This window comes from Candidatus Omnitrophota bacterium (assembly GCA_030688425.1).
Lineage (GTDB): Bacteria > Omnitrophota > Gorgyraeia > Zapsychrales > JANLHA01 > JAUYIB01.
The window spans coordinates 26,169-43,522 of sequence record JAUYIB010000010.1; the positions used below are offsets into that span (position 1 = coordinate 26,169).

Annotated in this window: 16 protein-coding genes; 1 reads left to right on the plus strand and 15 read right to left on the minus strand. The window is 58.1% G+C overall.

All coding sequences use genetic code 11. From position 1 onward, the window contains the following. Window positions 1–6 precede the first annotated feature (6 nt). The 15 genes from Q8Q08_00565 to Q8Q08_00635 form a co-directional block, all read right to left on the minus strand. The gene (locus tag Q8Q08_00565) at window positions 7–1,455 is read right to left on the minus strand and encodes an HD domain-containing protein (protein ID MDP2652505.1); all 1,449 of its coding nucleotides are present in this window, start codon (window positions 1,453–1,455) and stop codon (window positions 7–9) included. 107 nt (window positions 1,456–1,562) lie between these two features. Further along, complete coding sequence (locus Q8Q08_00570) at window positions 1,563–2,000, minus strand: bifunctional nuclease family protein (protein MDP2652506.1); 438 nt, start codon at window positions 1,998–2,000, stop codon at window positions 1,563–1,565. Beyond that, entirely contained in the window at window positions 1,997–2,470 is a 474-nt protein-coding gene (gene nrdR / locus Q8Q08_00575) for a transcriptional regulator NrdR (GenBank protein MDP2652507.1), read from the minus strand. The genes Q8Q08_00570 and nrdR overlap by 4 nt, the downstream gene beginning before the upstream one ends. 66 nt (window positions 2,471–2,536) lie before the next feature. Next, on the minus strand, window positions 2,537–3,778 hold the full coding sequence (gene glyA, locus Q8Q08_00580) for a serine hydroxymethyltransferase (protein ID MDP2652508.1): 1,242 nt from the start codon (window positions 3,776–3,778) through the stop codon (window positions 2,537–2,539). Window positions 3,779–3,835: 57 nt separating this feature from the next. Continuing rightward, window positions 3,836–4,288 (minus strand): ribose 5-phosphate isomerase B, encoded by a 453-nt coding sequence (rpiB, locus tag Q8Q08_00585; GenBank protein ID MDP2652509.1) that lies wholly within the window; start codon window positions 4,286–4,288, stop codon window positions 3,836–3,838. A gap of 159 nt (window positions 4,289–4,447) precedes the next feature. Beyond that, window positions 4,448–5,524 carry an L-threonylcarbamoyladenylate synthase gene (locus Q8Q08_00590; protein MDP2652510.1) on the minus strand — a complete coding sequence of 359 codons (1,077 nt, stop codon included), beginning with the start codon at window positions 5,522–5,524 and terminating at the stop codon, window positions 4,448–4,450. A 25-nt stretch (window positions 5,525–5,549) separates the two neighbouring features. Next, on the minus strand, window positions 5,550–6,038 hold the full coding sequence (gene purE, locus Q8Q08_00595; GenBank protein MDP2652511.1) for a 5-(carboxyamino)imidazole ribonucleotide mutase: 489 nt from the start codon (window positions 6,036–6,038) through the stop codon (window positions 5,550–5,552). 103 nt (window positions 6,039–6,141) lie between these two features. Next, window positions 6,142–7,422, minus strand: a complete 1,281-nt coding sequence (purD, locus tag Q8Q08_00600) for a phosphoribosylamine--glycine ligase (protein ID MDP2652512.1) — start codon at window positions 7,420–7,422, stop codon at window positions 6,142–6,144. Between the two features lie 53 nt (window positions 7,423–7,475). Beyond that, entirely contained in the window at window positions 7,476–8,483 is a 1,008-nt protein-coding gene (gene purM / locus Q8Q08_00605; protein MDP2652513.1) for a phosphoribosylformylglycinamidine cyclo-ligase, read from the minus strand. 1 nt (window position 8,484) lies between these two features. Next, window positions 8,485–9,315, minus strand: a complete 831-nt coding sequence (purQ, locus tag Q8Q08_00610; protein ID MDP2652514.1) for a phosphoribosylformylglycinamidine synthase I — start codon at window positions 9,313–9,315, stop codon at window positions 8,485–8,487. Beyond that, entirely contained in the window at window positions 9,299–9,979 is a 681-nt protein-coding gene (locus Q8Q08_00615; protein MDP2652515.1) for a TIGR00730 family Rossman fold protein, read from the minus strand. Before Q8Q08_00615 ends, purQ begins: the two co-directional genes overlap by 17 nt. A gap of 16 nt (window positions 9,980–9,995) precedes the next feature. Next, the gene (gene purL, locus Q8Q08_00620; protein ID MDP2652516.1) at window positions 9,996–12,899 is read right to left on the minus strand and encodes a phosphoribosylformylglycinamidine synthase subunit PurL; all 2,904 of its coding nucleotides are present in this window, start codon (window positions 12,897–12,899) and stop codon (window positions 9,996–9,998) included. A gap of 77 nt (window positions 12,900–12,976) precedes the next feature. Beyond that, window positions 12,977–13,681 carry a phosphoribosylaminoimidazolesuccinocarboxamide synthase gene (locus Q8Q08_00625; protein ID MDP2652517.1) on the minus strand — a complete coding sequence of 235 codons (705 nt, stop codon included), beginning with the start codon at window positions 13,679–13,681 and terminating at the stop codon, window positions 12,977–12,979. 30 nt (window positions 13,682–13,711) lie between these two features. After that, window positions 13,712–15,007 carry an adenylosuccinate lyase gene (gene purB / locus Q8Q08_00630; GenBank protein MDP2652518.1) on the minus strand — a complete coding sequence of 432 codons (1,296 nt, stop codon included), beginning with the start codon at window positions 15,005–15,007 and terminating at the stop codon, window positions 13,712–13,714. A gap of 465 nt (window positions 15,008–15,472) precedes the next feature. Further along, entirely contained in the window at window positions 15,473–16,099 is a 627-nt protein-coding gene (locus Q8Q08_00635; protein ID MDP2652519.1) for a DUF2059 domain-containing protein, read from the minus strand. 165 nt (window positions 16,100–16,264) lie between these two features. Between Q8Q08_00635 and Q8Q08_00640 the strand changes: the two genes are divergently transcribed. Beyond that, on the plus strand, window positions 16,265–17,353 hold the full coding sequence (locus Q8Q08_00640; protein MDP2652520.1) for a polyprenyl synthetase family protein: 1,089 nt from the start codon (window positions 16,265–16,267) through the stop codon (window positions 17,351–17,353). The last annotated feature ends 1 nt before the right edge of the window (window position 17,354 follow it).

The window sequence follows — 17,354 nt, forward strand, 5'->3', positions numbered from 1 at the left end:
CGTTCCTTACGCTTTCTTCGCTTTCGGCCCGTTCTGCGCGATGCCCCTGGCCGCCGCCAGGGCGTCCTCGCGCGTGGCGACCTTTCCCGTGGCCTGCATTTCTTCAATCTCTTTGAGGATCTTTCCAAACAGCGGCGACGGCGTCAGCTTCAGTGCCTTGATCAAATCATGTCCGTCGATGAGCCGCACCAGCGGTTTGGCCTTTTTGATCTCAAAATACCGCCGGGTCAGCCCCAGGCAAATTTTCTCGTGGTGTCTCTGGTCGGCTTCGCTCGTCAAGGGCCCGCGGGTGGACCGCTGGTCGGCCAGCGACATCAACAGAACGCTGACCGCTTCGTCCTTCGTGTCACGAAAAAACCGGAACACGGATCTTTCGCTGGGCTGCTTGAAATTCGACAGGTAACCGGGCCGCAAATGCCACTGGATGATGTCCTCCAAAACATACCGCTCGCGAGTGGAGAGCTTGAGCGCCTTGGCCATGGGCCGCGCGATATTCCGCCCGACGTGTTCATGGCCGTGGAAAGAAATCCGGTCCACCTCTTTTTTGCGCGTTTCCGGCTTGCCGATGTCGTGCAGCAGGGCGGCCAGTTTCACAAGGGCGTAGCGCGGACGCGGGCCGGCAAGGCATTCGCCCATGTAGGCCGTGACATCCGGGTCATCCTTCATTTGCTCCAGGACGCCCTCGAACTGGCGGACGGTCTCCAGCGAATGCGGCCAGACATCGAGATGATGGTATCCGCCCTGATGAACGCCGTACATAACCGTGATCTGCGGCAGGATTTCGGACAAGAGGCCGCACGCGTCCATCGCTTTGAGGGTCTCGGCGGCGCGCGGCGAGGCCAGGATCTTGAAAAGCTCGTCCCGCACGCGTTCAAACGAAACCCGGCGGATCAGCTTGACGTCCTTCTTGATCTGCGCGAGCGTCTTTTTTTCAATTTTGAAACCCAGAACCGCGCGGTGGCTGTAGGCCCGCAGCAGTCGCAGGGGATCTTCGCGGAAGGTGCGGACGGAATTCATGCGCACCGACCTGGCCTTCAGATCTTTAAGCCCGCCGCGATGGTCCTTCAAAATTTCGTTTAGTTCCGCTCCTGGCTCCACATCCTTGATGTCCACACACAGGGTATTGATCGTGAAATCTCGGTGCAGGAGGTCCTTAGGGAGCGACGGGGCGCGAAAATCCGCGAAATCGTACGTCTGCGGCCCCCCCGGCCCTTTCTTCACGACGCGGCCGCAGCCGTGCTCCGCGTCCAGCAGGACAAAAGCGCCCTGAATTTTCTTGGCGAAAGCGCGGGCAAAGGCGACGGCGTTTTTCTCAACGGCGAAATCAAAATCCAGGCAGGGGCGTTTCAAGAAATGGTCGCGGAGAAAACCGCCGACAAGATAGACGCGTATTTCTTTCTGGCGGGAGATGTCCTGGATGATTTTCAGATACGGATGTTCTTCAGGAAAGGGCATGGGAGGAGTGGCTATGCGTCAGAGAGCAGATGTCAGAAGTGAGCAGGAGCAACGGTTGCCCTTCTGACAGCGAACATCTGACATCTGACTTCTCACTTCTGACTGTCTCAGTGTCCTTCAAAGATCACGGCTTTTTTAAGGACTTCTTCCTCGACAAAGATCGGCGCGTGGGCCCTCACCGCCATGGCCACGCCGTCCGACGGGCGGGAATCGATCTCGCGGATTTGACCGTCGGCGGCCTTGAGGACCAGCTTGGCGTGGAACGTGCTTTCCACCAGCTTGTCGATCACGAGCTTTTCCAATTTTGCGCCGAGCCCCTGGATAACCGCCTGCAAAAGGTCGTGCGTGAGAGGACGCGGCACTTCCATGTTGGACAGCTTCATCTTGATGCTGGAGGCCTCCAGGAACCCGATCACGATCGGAAACTGGCGCTTCCCGTCTTTCTCCTTGAGGACGATGATCTGGTCCTGGCGCTTTTCATCGATGATGATCTTGCTCAACTCGACCTGGACCAGCATGTGTTCGATCTTTTCCGGTTGGTTCATTCTTTGCGCTCCGCCTTGTCTTTCTCAAGGATGACCTTGAGCTCTTTCATGAACTGGTTGACGTCGCGGAATTGCCTGTACACGGACGCGAACCGCACGTAAGCCACCTCGTCCAGCTGGACGAGTTTCTCCATCAGCATCTCGCCGATGGCCGAGGAGTTGACCTCACGGTCATAACGCTTCTGGATCGAACGCTCGATCTCGTTAGTGACCTCATCGATCTTGTCCACGCTGACCGGGCGTTTCTCGCAGGCCTTGACCAGCCCTGAGATGATCTTGGTCCTGTCGAACGGCTGGCGCCGGCCGTCCTTTTTGACGACCATCAGCGGCACCTGCTCGACGTATTCATAAGTCGTGAACCTCTTCTCGCACTTCAGGCACTCTCTCCGGCGGCGGATGGAGCTCCCGTCGGTGTTCATGCGCGAGTCGATGACCTTGGTATCCTGATATCCGCAAGCTGGACACTTCATAGGCAAAAATCCAAAATCCCAATCCCGAAATCCGAAACTTTTGAATTTGTTTCTAATGTCATGTTTTTACATGTTTGGGTAAATAGGAAACTTCTTCGTCAACTTCAGCACGTCTTCCCGGACCTTGACCAGCGCCGGCAGCTCGTCTCTGTGTTTGATGGCCTCTTCGATCAGCCGCGCGACCTCTTCCATGTCTTTTTCTCTCATGCCGCGGGTGGTCAGAGCCGGAGTCCCGATGCGGATACCGCTGGTGACCATCGGGCTCTCCGGGTCAAAGGGGATCAGGTTTTTGTTGACGGTGATGTGGACCTTGTCCAGGACCGCCGAGGCGTCTTTGCCGGTGATCCGCTTGGGGCGCAGGTCCACCATGAACAAATGGTTGTCCGTGCCTCCGGCCACGATCCGGTAACCGAGTTTGATCATGGCCGAAGCAAAGGCCTGGGCGTTCCTCACGATCTGGTGCTGATAAAGCTTGAATTCGTCCGTCATGGCTTCTTTGAGCATAACGGCCTTGGCCGCGATCACGTGCATCAGGGGCCCGCCCTGGATGCCGGGGAAAATGTTGGAATCGATCTTCTTGCCGAACTCCTCGCGGCACAGGATCATCCCCCCGCGGGGGCCGCGCAGGGTCTTGTGCGTGGTCGTGGTCACGAATTCGGCGTAAGGCACCGGATTGGGATGTTCGCCGGCGGCCACCAGCCCGGCGATGTGGGCCATGTCCACGAACAGATACGCGCCAACGGAATCGCAGATCTCCCGGAATTTTTTGAAATCAATGGTCCTGGAATACGCCGAGGCGCCAGCCAGGATCATCTTTGGTTTATGCTCCTGGGCCAAGGCCGCGACCTCGTCGAAATCGATCATCTCGGTCTTGGGGTTGACTTTGTACGACACGATATTGTACATCCGGCCGGAAAAATTCATTTTATGACCGTGCGTCAGGTGCCCGCCGCAGGCCAGGTCCATGGCCAGCACCGTGTCGCCGTTGTTCAGGGCCGCCATGTAAACGGCCATGTTGGCCTGCGATCCCGAATGGGGCTGGACGTTCACGTGCTGGGCCCCGAAAATTTTCTTGGCGCGCTCGATGGCCAGGGTCTCCGGGACATCCACGTACTCGCACCCGCCGTACCAGCGTTTGCCCGGATACCCTTCGGCGTATTTGTTGGTCATGACGCTGCCCTGGGCCTCCAGCACCGCACGGGACACGATGTTCTCCGACGCGATCAACTCCAGGTTGTTCTGCTGGCGCCGGAGCTCGTTCTGAATGGCTTCATAAACCTCGATATCTGTTTTCTTCAAGTGTTCCATCATCCCCCTCTTTTCTACGGCCGCTGTCATGGTCAAAGGATTCATCATTTCCCCAGCCTATGCCTTGAATTCCTTTTTTTCAATCTCTTTGATCTGTTTCACGCGGCGCAGATGCCGGCCGCCTTCAAATTCACTGGAAAGCCAGGTCGTCACGATCCCGGGGATCCTGTCCTGCGGCGTGAACCGGGCCCCCAGGACCAGGATGTTCGAATTATTATGCTGGCGGGAAAAGGCCGCAGCTTCTTCAGTATAACACAGCGCCGCGTACGCGCCGCGAACCTTGTTGGCCGCGATCGAATGCCCGATGCCGGTCATGCAGACCAGGATGCCGCGGCTGCCCTTCGATCTCGCCACTTCCCGGGCCAGTTTGTACGAAATCTCCGGATAATCGCACATCTCCTCGCCATACGAACCGACGTCCACCACCTGATGCTTCAACTGCTTCAGCAGTCCGGTGATTTCCGCCTTCAAATGAAAGCCCCTGTGATCAGCCCCGATAAAAACTTTCATAGTTCTCCTCAATGAGCGCATGAGTTGCGGAGTCCCGCAAAGCGGGACGACGACAACTCATCTGCGCGAATTGATCCCGCCGTCTCCCCGCCTCGGGCGGGGTGGCGGGATTTCCACTGTACCCTTCGCTGCTTCTTTATTCCATAACTCCTGCGCTCATTACAACAACGTCAACAGCTTCTTGATGGAATCCTTGATGACCAGCAGGCATTCCTCGTAGGCCTCCGCCGGCTTGCCGATGGGGTCCGGGATGTCAATGTCCATGACATTGAGCGGCTCACTGGCGAACTCCCGCAAGAGATACACCCGGCTTTCCACCTCGGGGACACGTTCCAAGACCTGCTGGCGATGCGCCTTAGTCATGACCAGGATCAGGTCCGACTTTTTGATGATGATCGTGTTGAGCGGCCGCGACTGGTGCATCCCGGCGCCGATGCCTTCCTTGCGCAGGACGGTCAGTGTCTCGGCGCTGGCCGACGACATTAAAAATACGCTGGTCCCGGCGGACAACACTTCGATATCTTTTGCAGGACGGTACGGATCCGCCTGGAGCATGTGCTTGAGCAGGTATTCCGCCATGACCGACCGGCAGCTGTTGCCCGTGCAGACAAACAGCACGGTCTTGCGGCGCGTGATCTTGTCGACATCCTCCTGCGTGATCGCGCCCTGGCGGGTCACCGTCGGTTTCGGCTGGGTGAAATCCACGATCGACGACGACAAGCCCAGCGTCGCCGGCCCGCCGTCGATGGCGATATCGACCAGCCCGTCCAGGTCCCGCAGGGCCTCTTCGCAGGTCGACGGCGCCGGCTTGCCTTCGAAATTCGCCGACGGCGCGGCCACAGTGCACTGCGATTCCTGGACCAGCAGCAAGGCGATATTGTTTTGCGGCATCCGGATGCCGATCGTCTGCCCCTCATGCCGGGCCGGGACGATGATGGTCAGCGGGCCGGGCCAGCAGGCGTCGATCAGCTTGAAAACAACCGGGTCGTTCGTGGTGGAATAATTCGAGAGCAGCCCCTTTTGCGCGATCAGCACGGAGAACGGCTTGTCATCCGTGCGTTTCTTGACCTCCCGCAGACGGGCCATGGCCTTGGGATTGTTGAAGTCCGCGGCGATCCCGTAGACCGTTTCCGTCGGAAAAATGACCAGGCCGCCCTGGCGGATGACCTTCGCGCACTGGGCGACCTTGTCCAGTTCCGGAAATTCCGGATCCACTTTGATGATCTTTGTCTTCAAGCCGGCAGCCCCGTTAACAGAGAACTCACCACGAAAGCTTTGTCCCCAGGATCTTCTTGCGGTTCTCTTCCCGGTAATCCTCGAGCTTGCGTTCGATCACCTTGTCGGACAGCGCCAGGATGCGCAGGGCCAAAAGCGCGGCGTTCTTCGCCCCCGGCTTGCCGATCGCCACCCCGCCGACCGGGACCCCGGGCGGCATCTGGACCGTGGACAGCAAAGCGTCAAGCCCGTTCAGCCCCATAGAATCCATCGGCACACCGATGACCGGCCGGGTGGTGTGCGCGGCCACGACCCCCGCGAGAGCCGCCGACCCGCCAGCCCCGCAGATTGCGACCTGAATCCCCACCTTTGGAAATTGCTCCACATATTCCACCGTTTCTTTGGGCGTCCGGTGGGCGGACAGGACCCTCATCTCGCACCCAACCCCAAACTGCTGAAGGATCTTGGCGGCTTCGCCCATCACCGGGGCGTCCGATTCGCTTCCCATCATGATGGCAACTTTGACGTCACTCATGGCTGATCCTCCCTTTCATGCAGCCCCGGCTGCCCACTTACGGGGCAAGACGCCTGGGCGAACGGGTTCCGGCATTGATTTACGTCCGTAAGTCAAGCCGTCATTAGGCGTGGACTTTCTTCAGAGCCCTGGCCCCGATATCCCGACGAAAAAAGCAATGGTCAAAACGGATCTTCTCAACGGCCGCGTAGCTGTTCTTGATCGCGTCCTCGATGCCGTTCCCCAGGGCGGTCACCCCCAGCACGCGGCCGCCGGCGGTCACGACATCTTCGCCGGACTTCATGGTCCCGGCGTGAAAAACCATCGCATCCGGCTGCGCGGCCGCGTCCTGCAGCCCGGAAATCTTTTTCCCCGTCTCATATTTGCCGGGATATCCGCCGGAACACATCACCACGCACACGCACGCCCGCGGGTCCCACTCCAATGCCATCTCGTGCAAACGTCCTTCGCAGGCCGCCAGCATCACCTCGACCAGGTCGGTCTTCAGCCGCGGCAGGATGGCCTGGGTTTCGGGGTCGCCGAACCGGGTGTTGAACTCCAGGACCTTGGGGCCGCTGGAAGTCAGCATGAGCCCCGCGTAAAGGACCCCCTTGAACGGATGCCCGTCCTTGGCCATGCCGCGCACCGTCGGCTCAATGACCCGGGCGTCGATCAGCTTCATCATGTCCGAGGTCACCGCCGGGGCCGGGGAATACGCGCCCATCCCGCCGGTGTTGGGCCCCCGGTCGTCGTCAAAAATCCTCTTATGGTCCTGGGCCGCGGCCAGGATCACATAGCGCTCGCCGTCACAGATCGCCAGGACCGAGGCCTCCTCCCCGTCGAGGAACTCCTCGGCCACGATGCGGTTGCCCGCCCCCTGGAACACCTTGTCCTCCATGATCTGTTTGACCGCGTCCTTGGCTTCCTGCCGGGAATGGCAGATCATCACGCCCTTGCCGGCCGCGAGCCCTTCGGCCTTGATGACCAGAGGATAGTCGGCCTGCTCCACGAAGCTGAGCGCGTCCTGGCTTTTATCAAAAATCTTGTAACCAGCCGTCGGGATGTTCCGGCGGTGCAAAAACTCCTTAGTGAAGACCTTGCTCCCTTCCAGCTGGGCCGCGGCCTGGGAAGGCCCGAAGATCTTGAGGCCCTCTTTTTCAAACAGGTCCACGATCCCCGCGACCAGCGGGACCTCGGGGCCGACAACGGTCAGGTCGATCTTTTTCCCTTTGGCGAATTTCAGCAGGCCGTGGATGTCTTCGGCCTTGATCTCCGCGCATTGGGCCAGCTCGGCGATCCCGGCGTTGCCCGGGGCGCAATAGAGGTCCTTGACAAGCGGGCTCTGCCTGATCTTCCAGGCCAGCGCGTGCTCCCGTCCGCCGGAGCCGATCAACAGGATTCTCAACTTTTCCATAAAACTCCGATTCGATCCTGGATTTTCAATTTCCAGGATTCCCGTTACCCGCCAAAGATGATTTTCCGTTTCGGATCATCCACCACTTCCCCGATCCGGTACGAAACCGCGCCCAATCCGTTCAAATACGAGCGCACCGGCACGGCGTCCTCGGGCTTCACGACCAGGATCATCCCGATGCCCATGTTGAACGTGCGGAACATCTCGGAAGTGTCTATTCTACCCTTTTTCTGGATCTTTTGAAATATCTTTGGGACAGGCCAGCTGTTTTTGTCGATCAAAAAACATTTTCCCGGCTGCAGGATCTTGGTCATCTTCTCATAAAACGCGCCGCCGGTGACGTGGGCAAGGCCCTTGACCGTAAATTTCTCGAGCACGGCCAGGACTTCCTTGACGTAAATCCGGGTCGGCGCCAGGAGCTCTTTGCCCAGCGCCTTTTGTTCCTTGGGCGAAAAAACCTTGCGCGCCAGCGAATAACCGTTGGAATGCAGGCCGGTGGACGCCAGCCCGATGACCTGGTCCCCGGTTTCGATCGAGGAACCGTCGATGATCCTGGATTTGTCCACGACCCCGACCGCGAATCCGGCCAAGTCATAATCTTCCCTTTTATACATCCCGGGCATTTCGGCCGTTTCCCCGCCGATCAAACTGCATCCCGCCTGGCGGCAGCCCTCGATGATCCCCTTCATGACATCCTGCAAAACTTTCGGCTCAAGCTTGCCGCAGGCGATATAATCCAAAAAAAATAACGGCTTGGCGCCGACGCACAAAACGTCGTTGACATTCATGGCCACCAGGTCGATCCCCACCGTGTCGTGCCTGCCGATGGTCTTGGCCACCAGGAGCTTTGTGCCCACCCCATCCGTCGAGGACACCAGCACAGGTTCCTGATAAGCCGACTTGTCCAGCGCGAACAGCGAGCCGAACGCCGTTGTCCGGTTCAACACCGCCGGGACAAACGTGGACTTCACCATCGGCCCGATCGCCTTGACGAACACCTCGGCCTTGCCGATGTCCACTCCGCTGGTCTTGTAGGTCGCGCGCTTTTTCATGTTATGCTCCCGAAGCCCCGATGGGCTGTTCGCTCAAAAATCTTTCCCTCACGTACCTCACGCCGTTTTCAAAGATCTTCGCGCCGTGGCCGAAGCGGCCTTTTTTTTCCAGCCGGGTCCAGAACGGATGCTGGGTGAACAAAAAGTGGCGTTCCGGATGCGGCATCAGGCCCAGGATCCGGCCCGTGGGATCGGTGATCCCGGCGATGTCGTCCATGGAGCCGTTGGGATTATCAGGATACTGCGGACGCCCGCCGCCAGCCGAACAATACCGGAAAACGATCTGGCCGTTCTCCTCCCATTTTTTGAGCAGCGCCGTATCTTCAACGAAGAATTTTCCTTCCCCGTGCGCCACGGGCAGATAGATGATCTCCCCCAGCCCCTCGGTCCACACACAGCGGCCGCCGGATTTCAGGCGCACCCAGCGGTCTTCGAATTTGCCGGAATCATTGTTGGTCAATGTAGCGGCCTGGATTTTCCCGGGGCCGCACAGGGACAGATCCGGCAGGATCCCGGCCTTGACCAGGACCTGAAACCCGTTGCAGATGCCGATGATCAACTTGCCGTCGGCCATGAACTTTTTGACCTGCTCGCCCAGCAAAATGCGCAGTTCGTTGGCCACGATCCGGCCCGAGGCGATGTCGTCCCCGTAGGAAAATCCGCCCGGCAAGGCAAGGATATGATAATCGCCCAGGGCCGTTTCGCCGCGAAGGAGCTGATTGATGTGCACCAGGTCCGCCTGGGCGCCGCAGCTGCGGAAGGCAAATTGCGTTTCCATGTCGCAGTTGACGCCCGCGGTCCTCAGGACCAGGACTTTAGCCTTTTCGGCCATTGTTCTTCCTTTTGCCGTAAAAATTGCGGATGATGTGCAGGACGTGCTCGGGCTTGTCCACCACTTCCAACAGATCCATATCTTCCGGGCTGATGTTGCCGGCCTTGACCAGGGAATTTCTCAGCCAGTCCACCATGCCCTTCCAATACGCGCTGCCGAAAAGCACGACCGGGAACTTTTCGATGCGCCGCGTCTGGATCAGGGTCAGGCTTTCGAACAGCTCATCCATGGTCCCGAACCCGCCGGGAAAAATGACGAAGGCCTTGGCGTATTTCACGAACATGACCTTGCGGCAGAAAAAATAATGAAAATTGATGAGCGTGGTCGCGTATTTGTTGGGTTTCTGCTCAAACGGCAGGTCGATGTTGAGCCCGATGGACACGCCGCCGGCCTTGGTCGCGCCTTTATTGGCCGCCTCCATGATCGCCGGACCGCCGCCGGTGATGATGGCATACCCGTCCTTGGCCAAAAGTTGGGCGGTCTTTTCCGCCATTTTATACATCGGGTGCGTTTTCTTGGTCCGCGCCGAGCCGAAAATGCTCACCGCCGGGCCGATCCGGCCCAGCTCTTCGAACCCTTCCACGAACTCCGACATGATCTTGAACACCCGCCACGGGTCTTCCATCATCATGGCTTCTGCGGATTCTCTGTCGCGTTGATTCATTGGATCTCCTTGATAATTACCAGGACAGGGGCTTTTGCCACGCGTCCTTCAAATCGCCGATATGCGCGTTCACACACACCTCGCGATTGAGCCCGTGAACGATGAACTCCGGCGTCGATTCGACCCGGCCGATCATCCGGCAGGCCACACCGGCCATGGTCCGCTCAAACGCCTTCTGATGCTCCGGAGCGACCTCTGCCAAAAACCGCGTGTTCGATTCAGAAAATAAAATCTCGTCGTTGCGCTTTGTGCCCGAAGACGGGGCCTGGTCCAGGCGGACCGTCACGCCCAGCCCGCCGCTGAACGCCATCTCGGCCAGGGCCACGCCCAGGCCGCCCTCGGAACAGTCATGCGCGCTGCGCACAAGCCCTTTGCGGACGGCCCTGGAGAGCGCCTGAAAAATTTTTACGCCTGATTTAAAATTCACCTGCGGCACGCTCCCGCCCAGGAAGGACATCGTATCGTAATAGATCGAGCCGCCCATCTCGGGCATCGTTTTGCCGACGGCATAGATCAGGTTTCCGGATTTCTTAAAATCCATGGTCACGCACTTGGTGACGTCCTCAATGATCCCGATCGCGGAGATCAGGATCGTGCCCGGGATCGCGATGGACTTTTTCCCTTCCGTATACTCGTTGTACAGACTGTCCTTGCCGGAAATGAACGGCACGCCGTATCCGACCGCGGCTTTGTAGCATCCCTGCGCCGCGCGGACCAGGCTTCCCAGCCGGTCCGGTTTGTCCGGATTGCCCCAGCAAAAGTTGTCCAGGATGGCGATGCGCGACAGGTCGCCCCCGACCGAAATGACCTGGCGCACGGCCTCGTCGATGCAGGACGCCGCCATCCAGAACGGGTCGATCATACCGTAACGGATGTTGATCCCGTTGGAGATCGCCACACCCTTGACCGACCCCAGCCGCGGCGTGATCACGCTCGCGTCCGACGGGCCGTCGCAGGCGGCCCCGCACAACGGCTTGACCACGCTCCCGCCCTGGACCTCATGGTCATACTGGCGGATCACCCATTCCTTGGAGCAGACATTATAATGCGAAAGGCTGTCCAGAAGGCTTTCCGTCAGATCCGGCGGGCAGGCGAATTTAGGCTCTTTCACCTTCGGCTTGGCCCACACCGCCTGTTTGGTGATCTGCGGAATGCCCTCGTGCAGGAATTCCATGTCCAGATCGCAGACCTGGACATCGCCGAAGAACAGCTCCAGCCGTTTGTTGCCGGTGAATTCGCCGATCACCGTGGCCTCGGCGTTCTCCCCTTCAAAAATCTTCAAAAGCCGGCCGATATTCTTCGGCGGCACGGCCATGACCATGCGCTCCTGCGATTCGGAGATCCAGATCTCGGTATAAGACAATCCCTTGTATTTGAGCGGCACGGCTTCCAACTGCACCCGCGCGCCCAGTTCCTGCCCCATTTCCCCGACGGCGCTGGAAAGGCCCCCGGCCCCGCAGTCCGTGATGGCGGAATACAGATTTTCGTCGCGCGCCTGCATCAAAGCGTCGAGGACCTTCTTCTCTTCGATCGGGTTGCCGATCTGCACGGCCCCGGACGAGACGACTTCCGACTCATGGGTCAGCTCGCCCGAAGAGAACGTGGCGCCATGGATCCCGTCGCGGCCGGTGCGCCCGCCCGCCACAACCACCAGGTCGCCGGTCCGCGCGGCCTTCTTTTCCTTGCCTTTGGGGATGAGCCCGACGTTGCCGCAATACACCAGGGGGTTGGCCACGAAATGGTCGTCAAAGAGGATCGCGCCGTTGATGGTGGGGATCCCCATCTTGTTGCCGTAATCGCGCACCCCGCTCACAACGCCCTTCATCACGCGTTTCGGGTGCAGCGTCCCGGCCGGCACGCGCCCGGCGTCGTAATCCGGCGGGGCGAAACAAAAAATGTCCGTGTTGCAGACCGGCTTGGCGCCCAGCCCCGTGCCCAGGGTGTCGCGGATAACACCGCCCACGCCCGTGTTGGCCCCGCCGAACGGCTCCAGAGCCGACGGATGGTTGTGCGTCTCGACCTTGAAGCAGACGTTCCATTCTTTGTCGAAATCAATGACCCCGGCGTTGTCGTGGAACACGGACACGCACCAGGACTTGTTGATCTGTCGGGTGGCTTTGATGATCGTGGACTTCAGCAGACTGCGGATCAGGGTCTTTTTCACCCGCCCATTCTCACGGGAACGGTACAGAATATTGCCGCGGAAGGTTTTGTGATGACAGTGTTCACTCCAGGTCTGGGCGACGGTTTCCAGCTCGCAGTCCGTCGGATTGCGGCCGATCCTGCGGAAATAATTCCGGATCGCCTTCATCTCCTCGAGATTTAAAAACAACTGGCCCTTCTGGCTCAAATCCTTGAGCTGCTTGTCGCCCGCCCGGGCCATGTCCACCAGGACCACCTTGACTTCGCTTCCGGCGGCTTGGGTCGGCAGGCCGGCCTCAGCGGACTCTTCCTGCACGACGTGCTGGATCAGCTTGTTCATGAGGACCTTGTCCGCGATCCGCTGCGCGTCCGCTTCAGAGACCTGGCCTTGCAAAAAATATTTTTTCGACGTCCGGACCGAGCGCGCGCCCTTGATCCCCAGATCCCGGATCCCTTTCAGGGTCGAGGTCTCGACAGGATCCATGACCCCGGGATTGTAAGCGATTTCCATGACGCGGACACCGGGCTGAGGGAAAAGGGACGAAACGGCATCTCCGGCGCGGTGATAGGAGGATTCCTGGGTGATTTGATCGGTGAGGAGGTCTTCGCAGACCCTGCGGATCGCGTCTTCGGCGAGGTCGCCTTCGATGGTGTAGACCTGGGCCACGCGGACCCCGGAGACAGAACTGATCCCCAAGTCGTGGATGTCCTTGAGGGTCCCCTCTCCGGGCGAATCAAAAACGCCTTCTTTGTCTTTTATCTCGGCGCGCCAGATCATAGAAAGAAAAAAACCGTAATCCGCAAGCCCGGCGGAAAAAGGCAGGCGGGAAAAACGACGATAAGACCAGAAAACAATTACTTGGTGACGCGGCTCAGGACTTCCTGGTAGGCCTCTTCGATGTTACCCAGATCCCTGCGGAAACGGTCCTTGTCGAGCTTGCGCCCGGTCCCGAATTCCCACAGCCGGCAGGTATCAGGCGAGATTTCGTCAGCCAAAATGATCTTTCCCTTGTATCTCCCGAACTCAAGCTTGAAGTCCACCAGCTGAATGTTCAAACCGGCGAAAAATTTGGACATGAGCCCGTTGATCTTGAAGGCCAGTTCTTTGATCGTCTCAACCTCCTCATCGGTGGCCAGCGCCAGGGCCCGGATGTGGTATTCGTTGATCATCGGGTCGTTGAGCTTGTCCTCTTTGAAGCAGAATTCGATGACCGGGCAGGCCAGCTTGAGGCCTTCCTCGATACCCAGTTGGCGGCACATGGAGCCGGCGGCCACGTTACGGATGATGACCTCCACCGGGACGATATGAACCCGCTTGACCAGCATCTCGCGGTCGTTGAGCACCTTCTCCAAATGCGTCGGAATGCCGTTGGCCTTGAGATACTCGAAGATCTTGGCTGAGATTTTGTTGTTGATGACGCCTTTTTGGTCGATCGTGCCCTTTTTCTGGGCATTGAACGCCGTGGCGTCGTCCTTGAAATACTGGATCAACAGATCCGGCGAATCGGTTTCATAAAGGATCTTGGCCTTGCCTTCGTAGATCTTGTTGCGTTTTTCCATGTTTCGCCCACCTGAGTTACGGGTTAAAGGTTACTTCAGCCCAACCTTCTTGAAAATCAGGTCCCGGTGACGGGTGTAGTATTTAATGTCGAAACAGGCGTCGATCTCGCTGGGCCGCAGGTGCTTCCTCACCCGGCGGTCCCGGTACAGGACGTCCTTGAAATCGGAAGTTTCCTGCCAGACCTGCATGGCACAGTGCTGGATGATCTCATAGGCCTCTTCGCGGTTGAGCCCTTTCTTCATGAGTTCCAGCAGGACGCGCTGGGAATAAATGAGCCCCCGGGTCTTGGACAAGCTCAAGACCATGTTCTTCGGGTAAACCAACAGCCCGTCGATGATGGGGATGAATTTCTGCAGCATGTAATCCAGGGCGATGGTGCTGTCCGGCAGGATCACGCGTTCCACGGACGAATGGCTGATATCGCGCTCATGCCAGAGGCAGGTGTTCTCGAAGCCGGCCATGGCGTTGGCGCGCAGAAGCCGGGACAGGCCGGAGATGCGCTCGCAGGTCACGGGATTGCGCTTGTGCGGCATGGCGGAGGACCCGATCTGGCCCTTGAAAAACGGCTCTTCCACTTCCAGGACTTCCGTCTTCTGAAGGAGGCGGATCTCCGTCGCGAACTTGTTCAACGACGCGCCGATCACGGCCAGGGTATTCAAGAACTGGCAGTGAATGTCGCGCTGGATGATCTGGGTGGCGATATTCGCCGGCTTGAGGTTCAATTTCTGGCAGACATAATCTTCGACATGAGGATCGATGTTGGCGTAGGTCCCGACCGCCCCGGAAAGCTTGCCCACGCGGATGGCCTCGCGGGCGTGCTGCATGCGTTCGAGATTGCGGATCATTTCGTCATACCAGACCGCCAGCTTCAGCCCGAACGTGATCGGTTCGGCGTGGACGCCGTGGGTGCGGGCGATACAGTTGGTGTCCTTGTACTTTTTGGCTTTTATTTTCAGGACGGCCAGAAACCTCTGGATGTCGCCGATAAGGATTTCGCTTGCCTCGACGCACTGCACCGACAGGGCGGTGTCCAAAAGGTCGGAGGACGTCAGCCCCATGTGCAGGTACCTGGCTTCGGGCCCGAGATATTGGCCGACGTTGTTGATGAAGGCCACGACGTCGTGCTTGGTCTTGTCCTCCAGGCGGCGGATCTCATCCATGTCGAATTTGGCGTTCTTGCGGATCTTTTCCAGGGATTTCTTGGGGATCATGCCCAGATCTCCCATGGCCTCGCAGGCGAGGACTTCAATCTTCAGCATAATGGAAAACTTGTGCTCATCCGTCCAAATGCTGCCCATTTTCGATAACGTATAGCGGTCTATCATGTTTCTTCTCTCCTCTTCCTTAGGATTATCAAGGTCGTTTCAAAAGGAATTGACGGAAAACGGCATCGGCAAAAAACCTTCCCGGCCCGGGAGACGCTGCGGGCGGCCTGAAACCCCAAAATGAATGTGGGACATGGGAGTAAATGTTAGGAATAGCCGCGGTTCTATCAAAAATTCTGTTCCTGAAACGCAAATACTATATCAAAATAAATTTCTAAGGTCAATGAAAATTCAACAGGCAAGGGCCATAGATTTCTTTAGTAAGTCTGCAACATATTCACATATAACAACTTATGAGCTTACTGCACATTCCTATTTATTTATAAATTGATGGGCTTCATCGAGGAAGAGCACGGGCAGGAATAGGCAACGGACCAGAGGCGAAGGTCTCCAGCGAGCGCGGCCGCTGCCGCAGAACGCCCAGAAAACAGCCGGGGCGTCCGGCGTCATCGGCCCCACGGACGATTATTTCGCGGATTTTTTCTGCGGGACAGGGAGCTCTGAGGCGGATTGAGATTTTTCTTGAAAATACTTCGTCATCTCGGTCATCGTGTCGTTGACCAAATACGGCGTCGCGCTGAGGATTTTCTGCCCGACCGGCCCCCGGTAAAAGACGATCAATTCCTTGAGTTCGGCGCTCGTATAATACTTCGCATACAACGGGACCAGGCGGTCGATGACCTCCTCGCTCTTGAAAACCCTGCGGTAGGACTCGCGGGATTCCGGCGGGACGTCAGCTAGGAGCTGCTGAAACATGCGCCCGATGGATTCGCGCACACCGTTGGCCTCCAGGAAACGCAAGACTAACTGCTTCTTCTGGTCGGTCAGCTCTTCCGCTTTCCCTGTTTGCAGGGCCAGCATGGCCGGATCCCCTGCCTCGACCTTGTCCTTATCGCGCTCAACTCTCTCGATCTCGTTGATATAATAACTTTTATATGTGTCCCCAACCTTGATCTGGACGGAATAACCGGTGTCCTTGGTGATCTGCCCATCGATTTTCGTCCCGTTTTTCAGGTAGACCGTATCGGCGGACGCCGCACAGGCGCCAGCCAGTAAAATACCCGCAGTGATAACCGCGATCCGCGTGTTCATAAACGACCCCCCTCTAAAAAATTCAGATTGCCCGCTGATGCTTCATTCTATGCATTTCCCGGCGCCCCTGCAACGGTTATCTCTGAAACGTCCGGCCGGGCAAAAGGGAAACGATCCGAGGCAATGCTGTTGCGGCCTCCCGGATTGTATGCTACCATATCCACCATGTTTGACAAAATGATCCAGCGCATCGACCAGGGGCTCGGGAATTTCCTGGACAAAATCCGCACGGAATACCGTCTCCACCTCGTCGACCCCATCCTCTACAAAAGCATGAGGGAATTCGTCCTGCGCAAGGGCAAACGGCTCCGGCCGCTCCTCTTGATCCTGGGGTATCAGGGTTACCGGAAAAGTTCGTCCCCGATGTCTCCCTCCATCTATTATGTGTCCACCTGCATCGAGCTCTTGCACAATTTCATGCTCATCCATGACGACATCATCGATCGCTCCAGCCTGCGGCGCGGCAAACCGACCATGCACAAACTGCTGGCCAAGGCGGCCAAAACGAAAGAGAGCGGACGGCTGGGCCACGACCTGGCCATCGTGGTCGGAGACATCGTCTACGCCTCCGCCTTCGACGCCTTCCTCTCCATCCATGAGGACCCGGCCCGCAAAGAGCAGGCGCTGAAATATTTCATCCAGACCGCGGTCTTCACGGCGATGGGGGAGTTCATCGACACCCTGCACGGGATGAAAAAATTGGAAGAGATCGGGGAAAAAGATGTTCTGCTCAACTATTCGCTCAAGACCGCGCGCTACACCTTTGACTGCCCGCTCGTCGTCGGCGCCATCCTGGCGGGGGCCGGCAAAAAGGACGTCGCCCGGCTCGCGGAATTCGGCCTCCTGGTCGGCCAGGCCTTCCAGATCCAGGATGACATCATCGGGATCTTCGACACACAAAAAAACATCGGCAAGTCCATCCTGAGCGACCTCGCGGAGTCCAAGAAGACCATCCTCGTCTGCCACGCCTACCGGCACCTCTCCGGAAAACGCCGGCAGGAATTCCTCCGGCATTTCCTGAAAAACCGCAAGACCTACGCAGACCTTGTGGCGGTGAGAAGAATATTCCTCCAGACGGGAAGCCTGTCCTACAGCCTGCAGGAAGTCGAGAAACGGCTGACGTCGGCGCTTTCGATCATCGGGCGGCTCCAAATGAAAAAAAAGCACCGCCGGCTCCTGACAAAATTGACAATGACCCTCTTTAAGCCCAGCCGCGCCATGGCGGAAAAATACGGCGTTCCTTTCATCCTCTAAT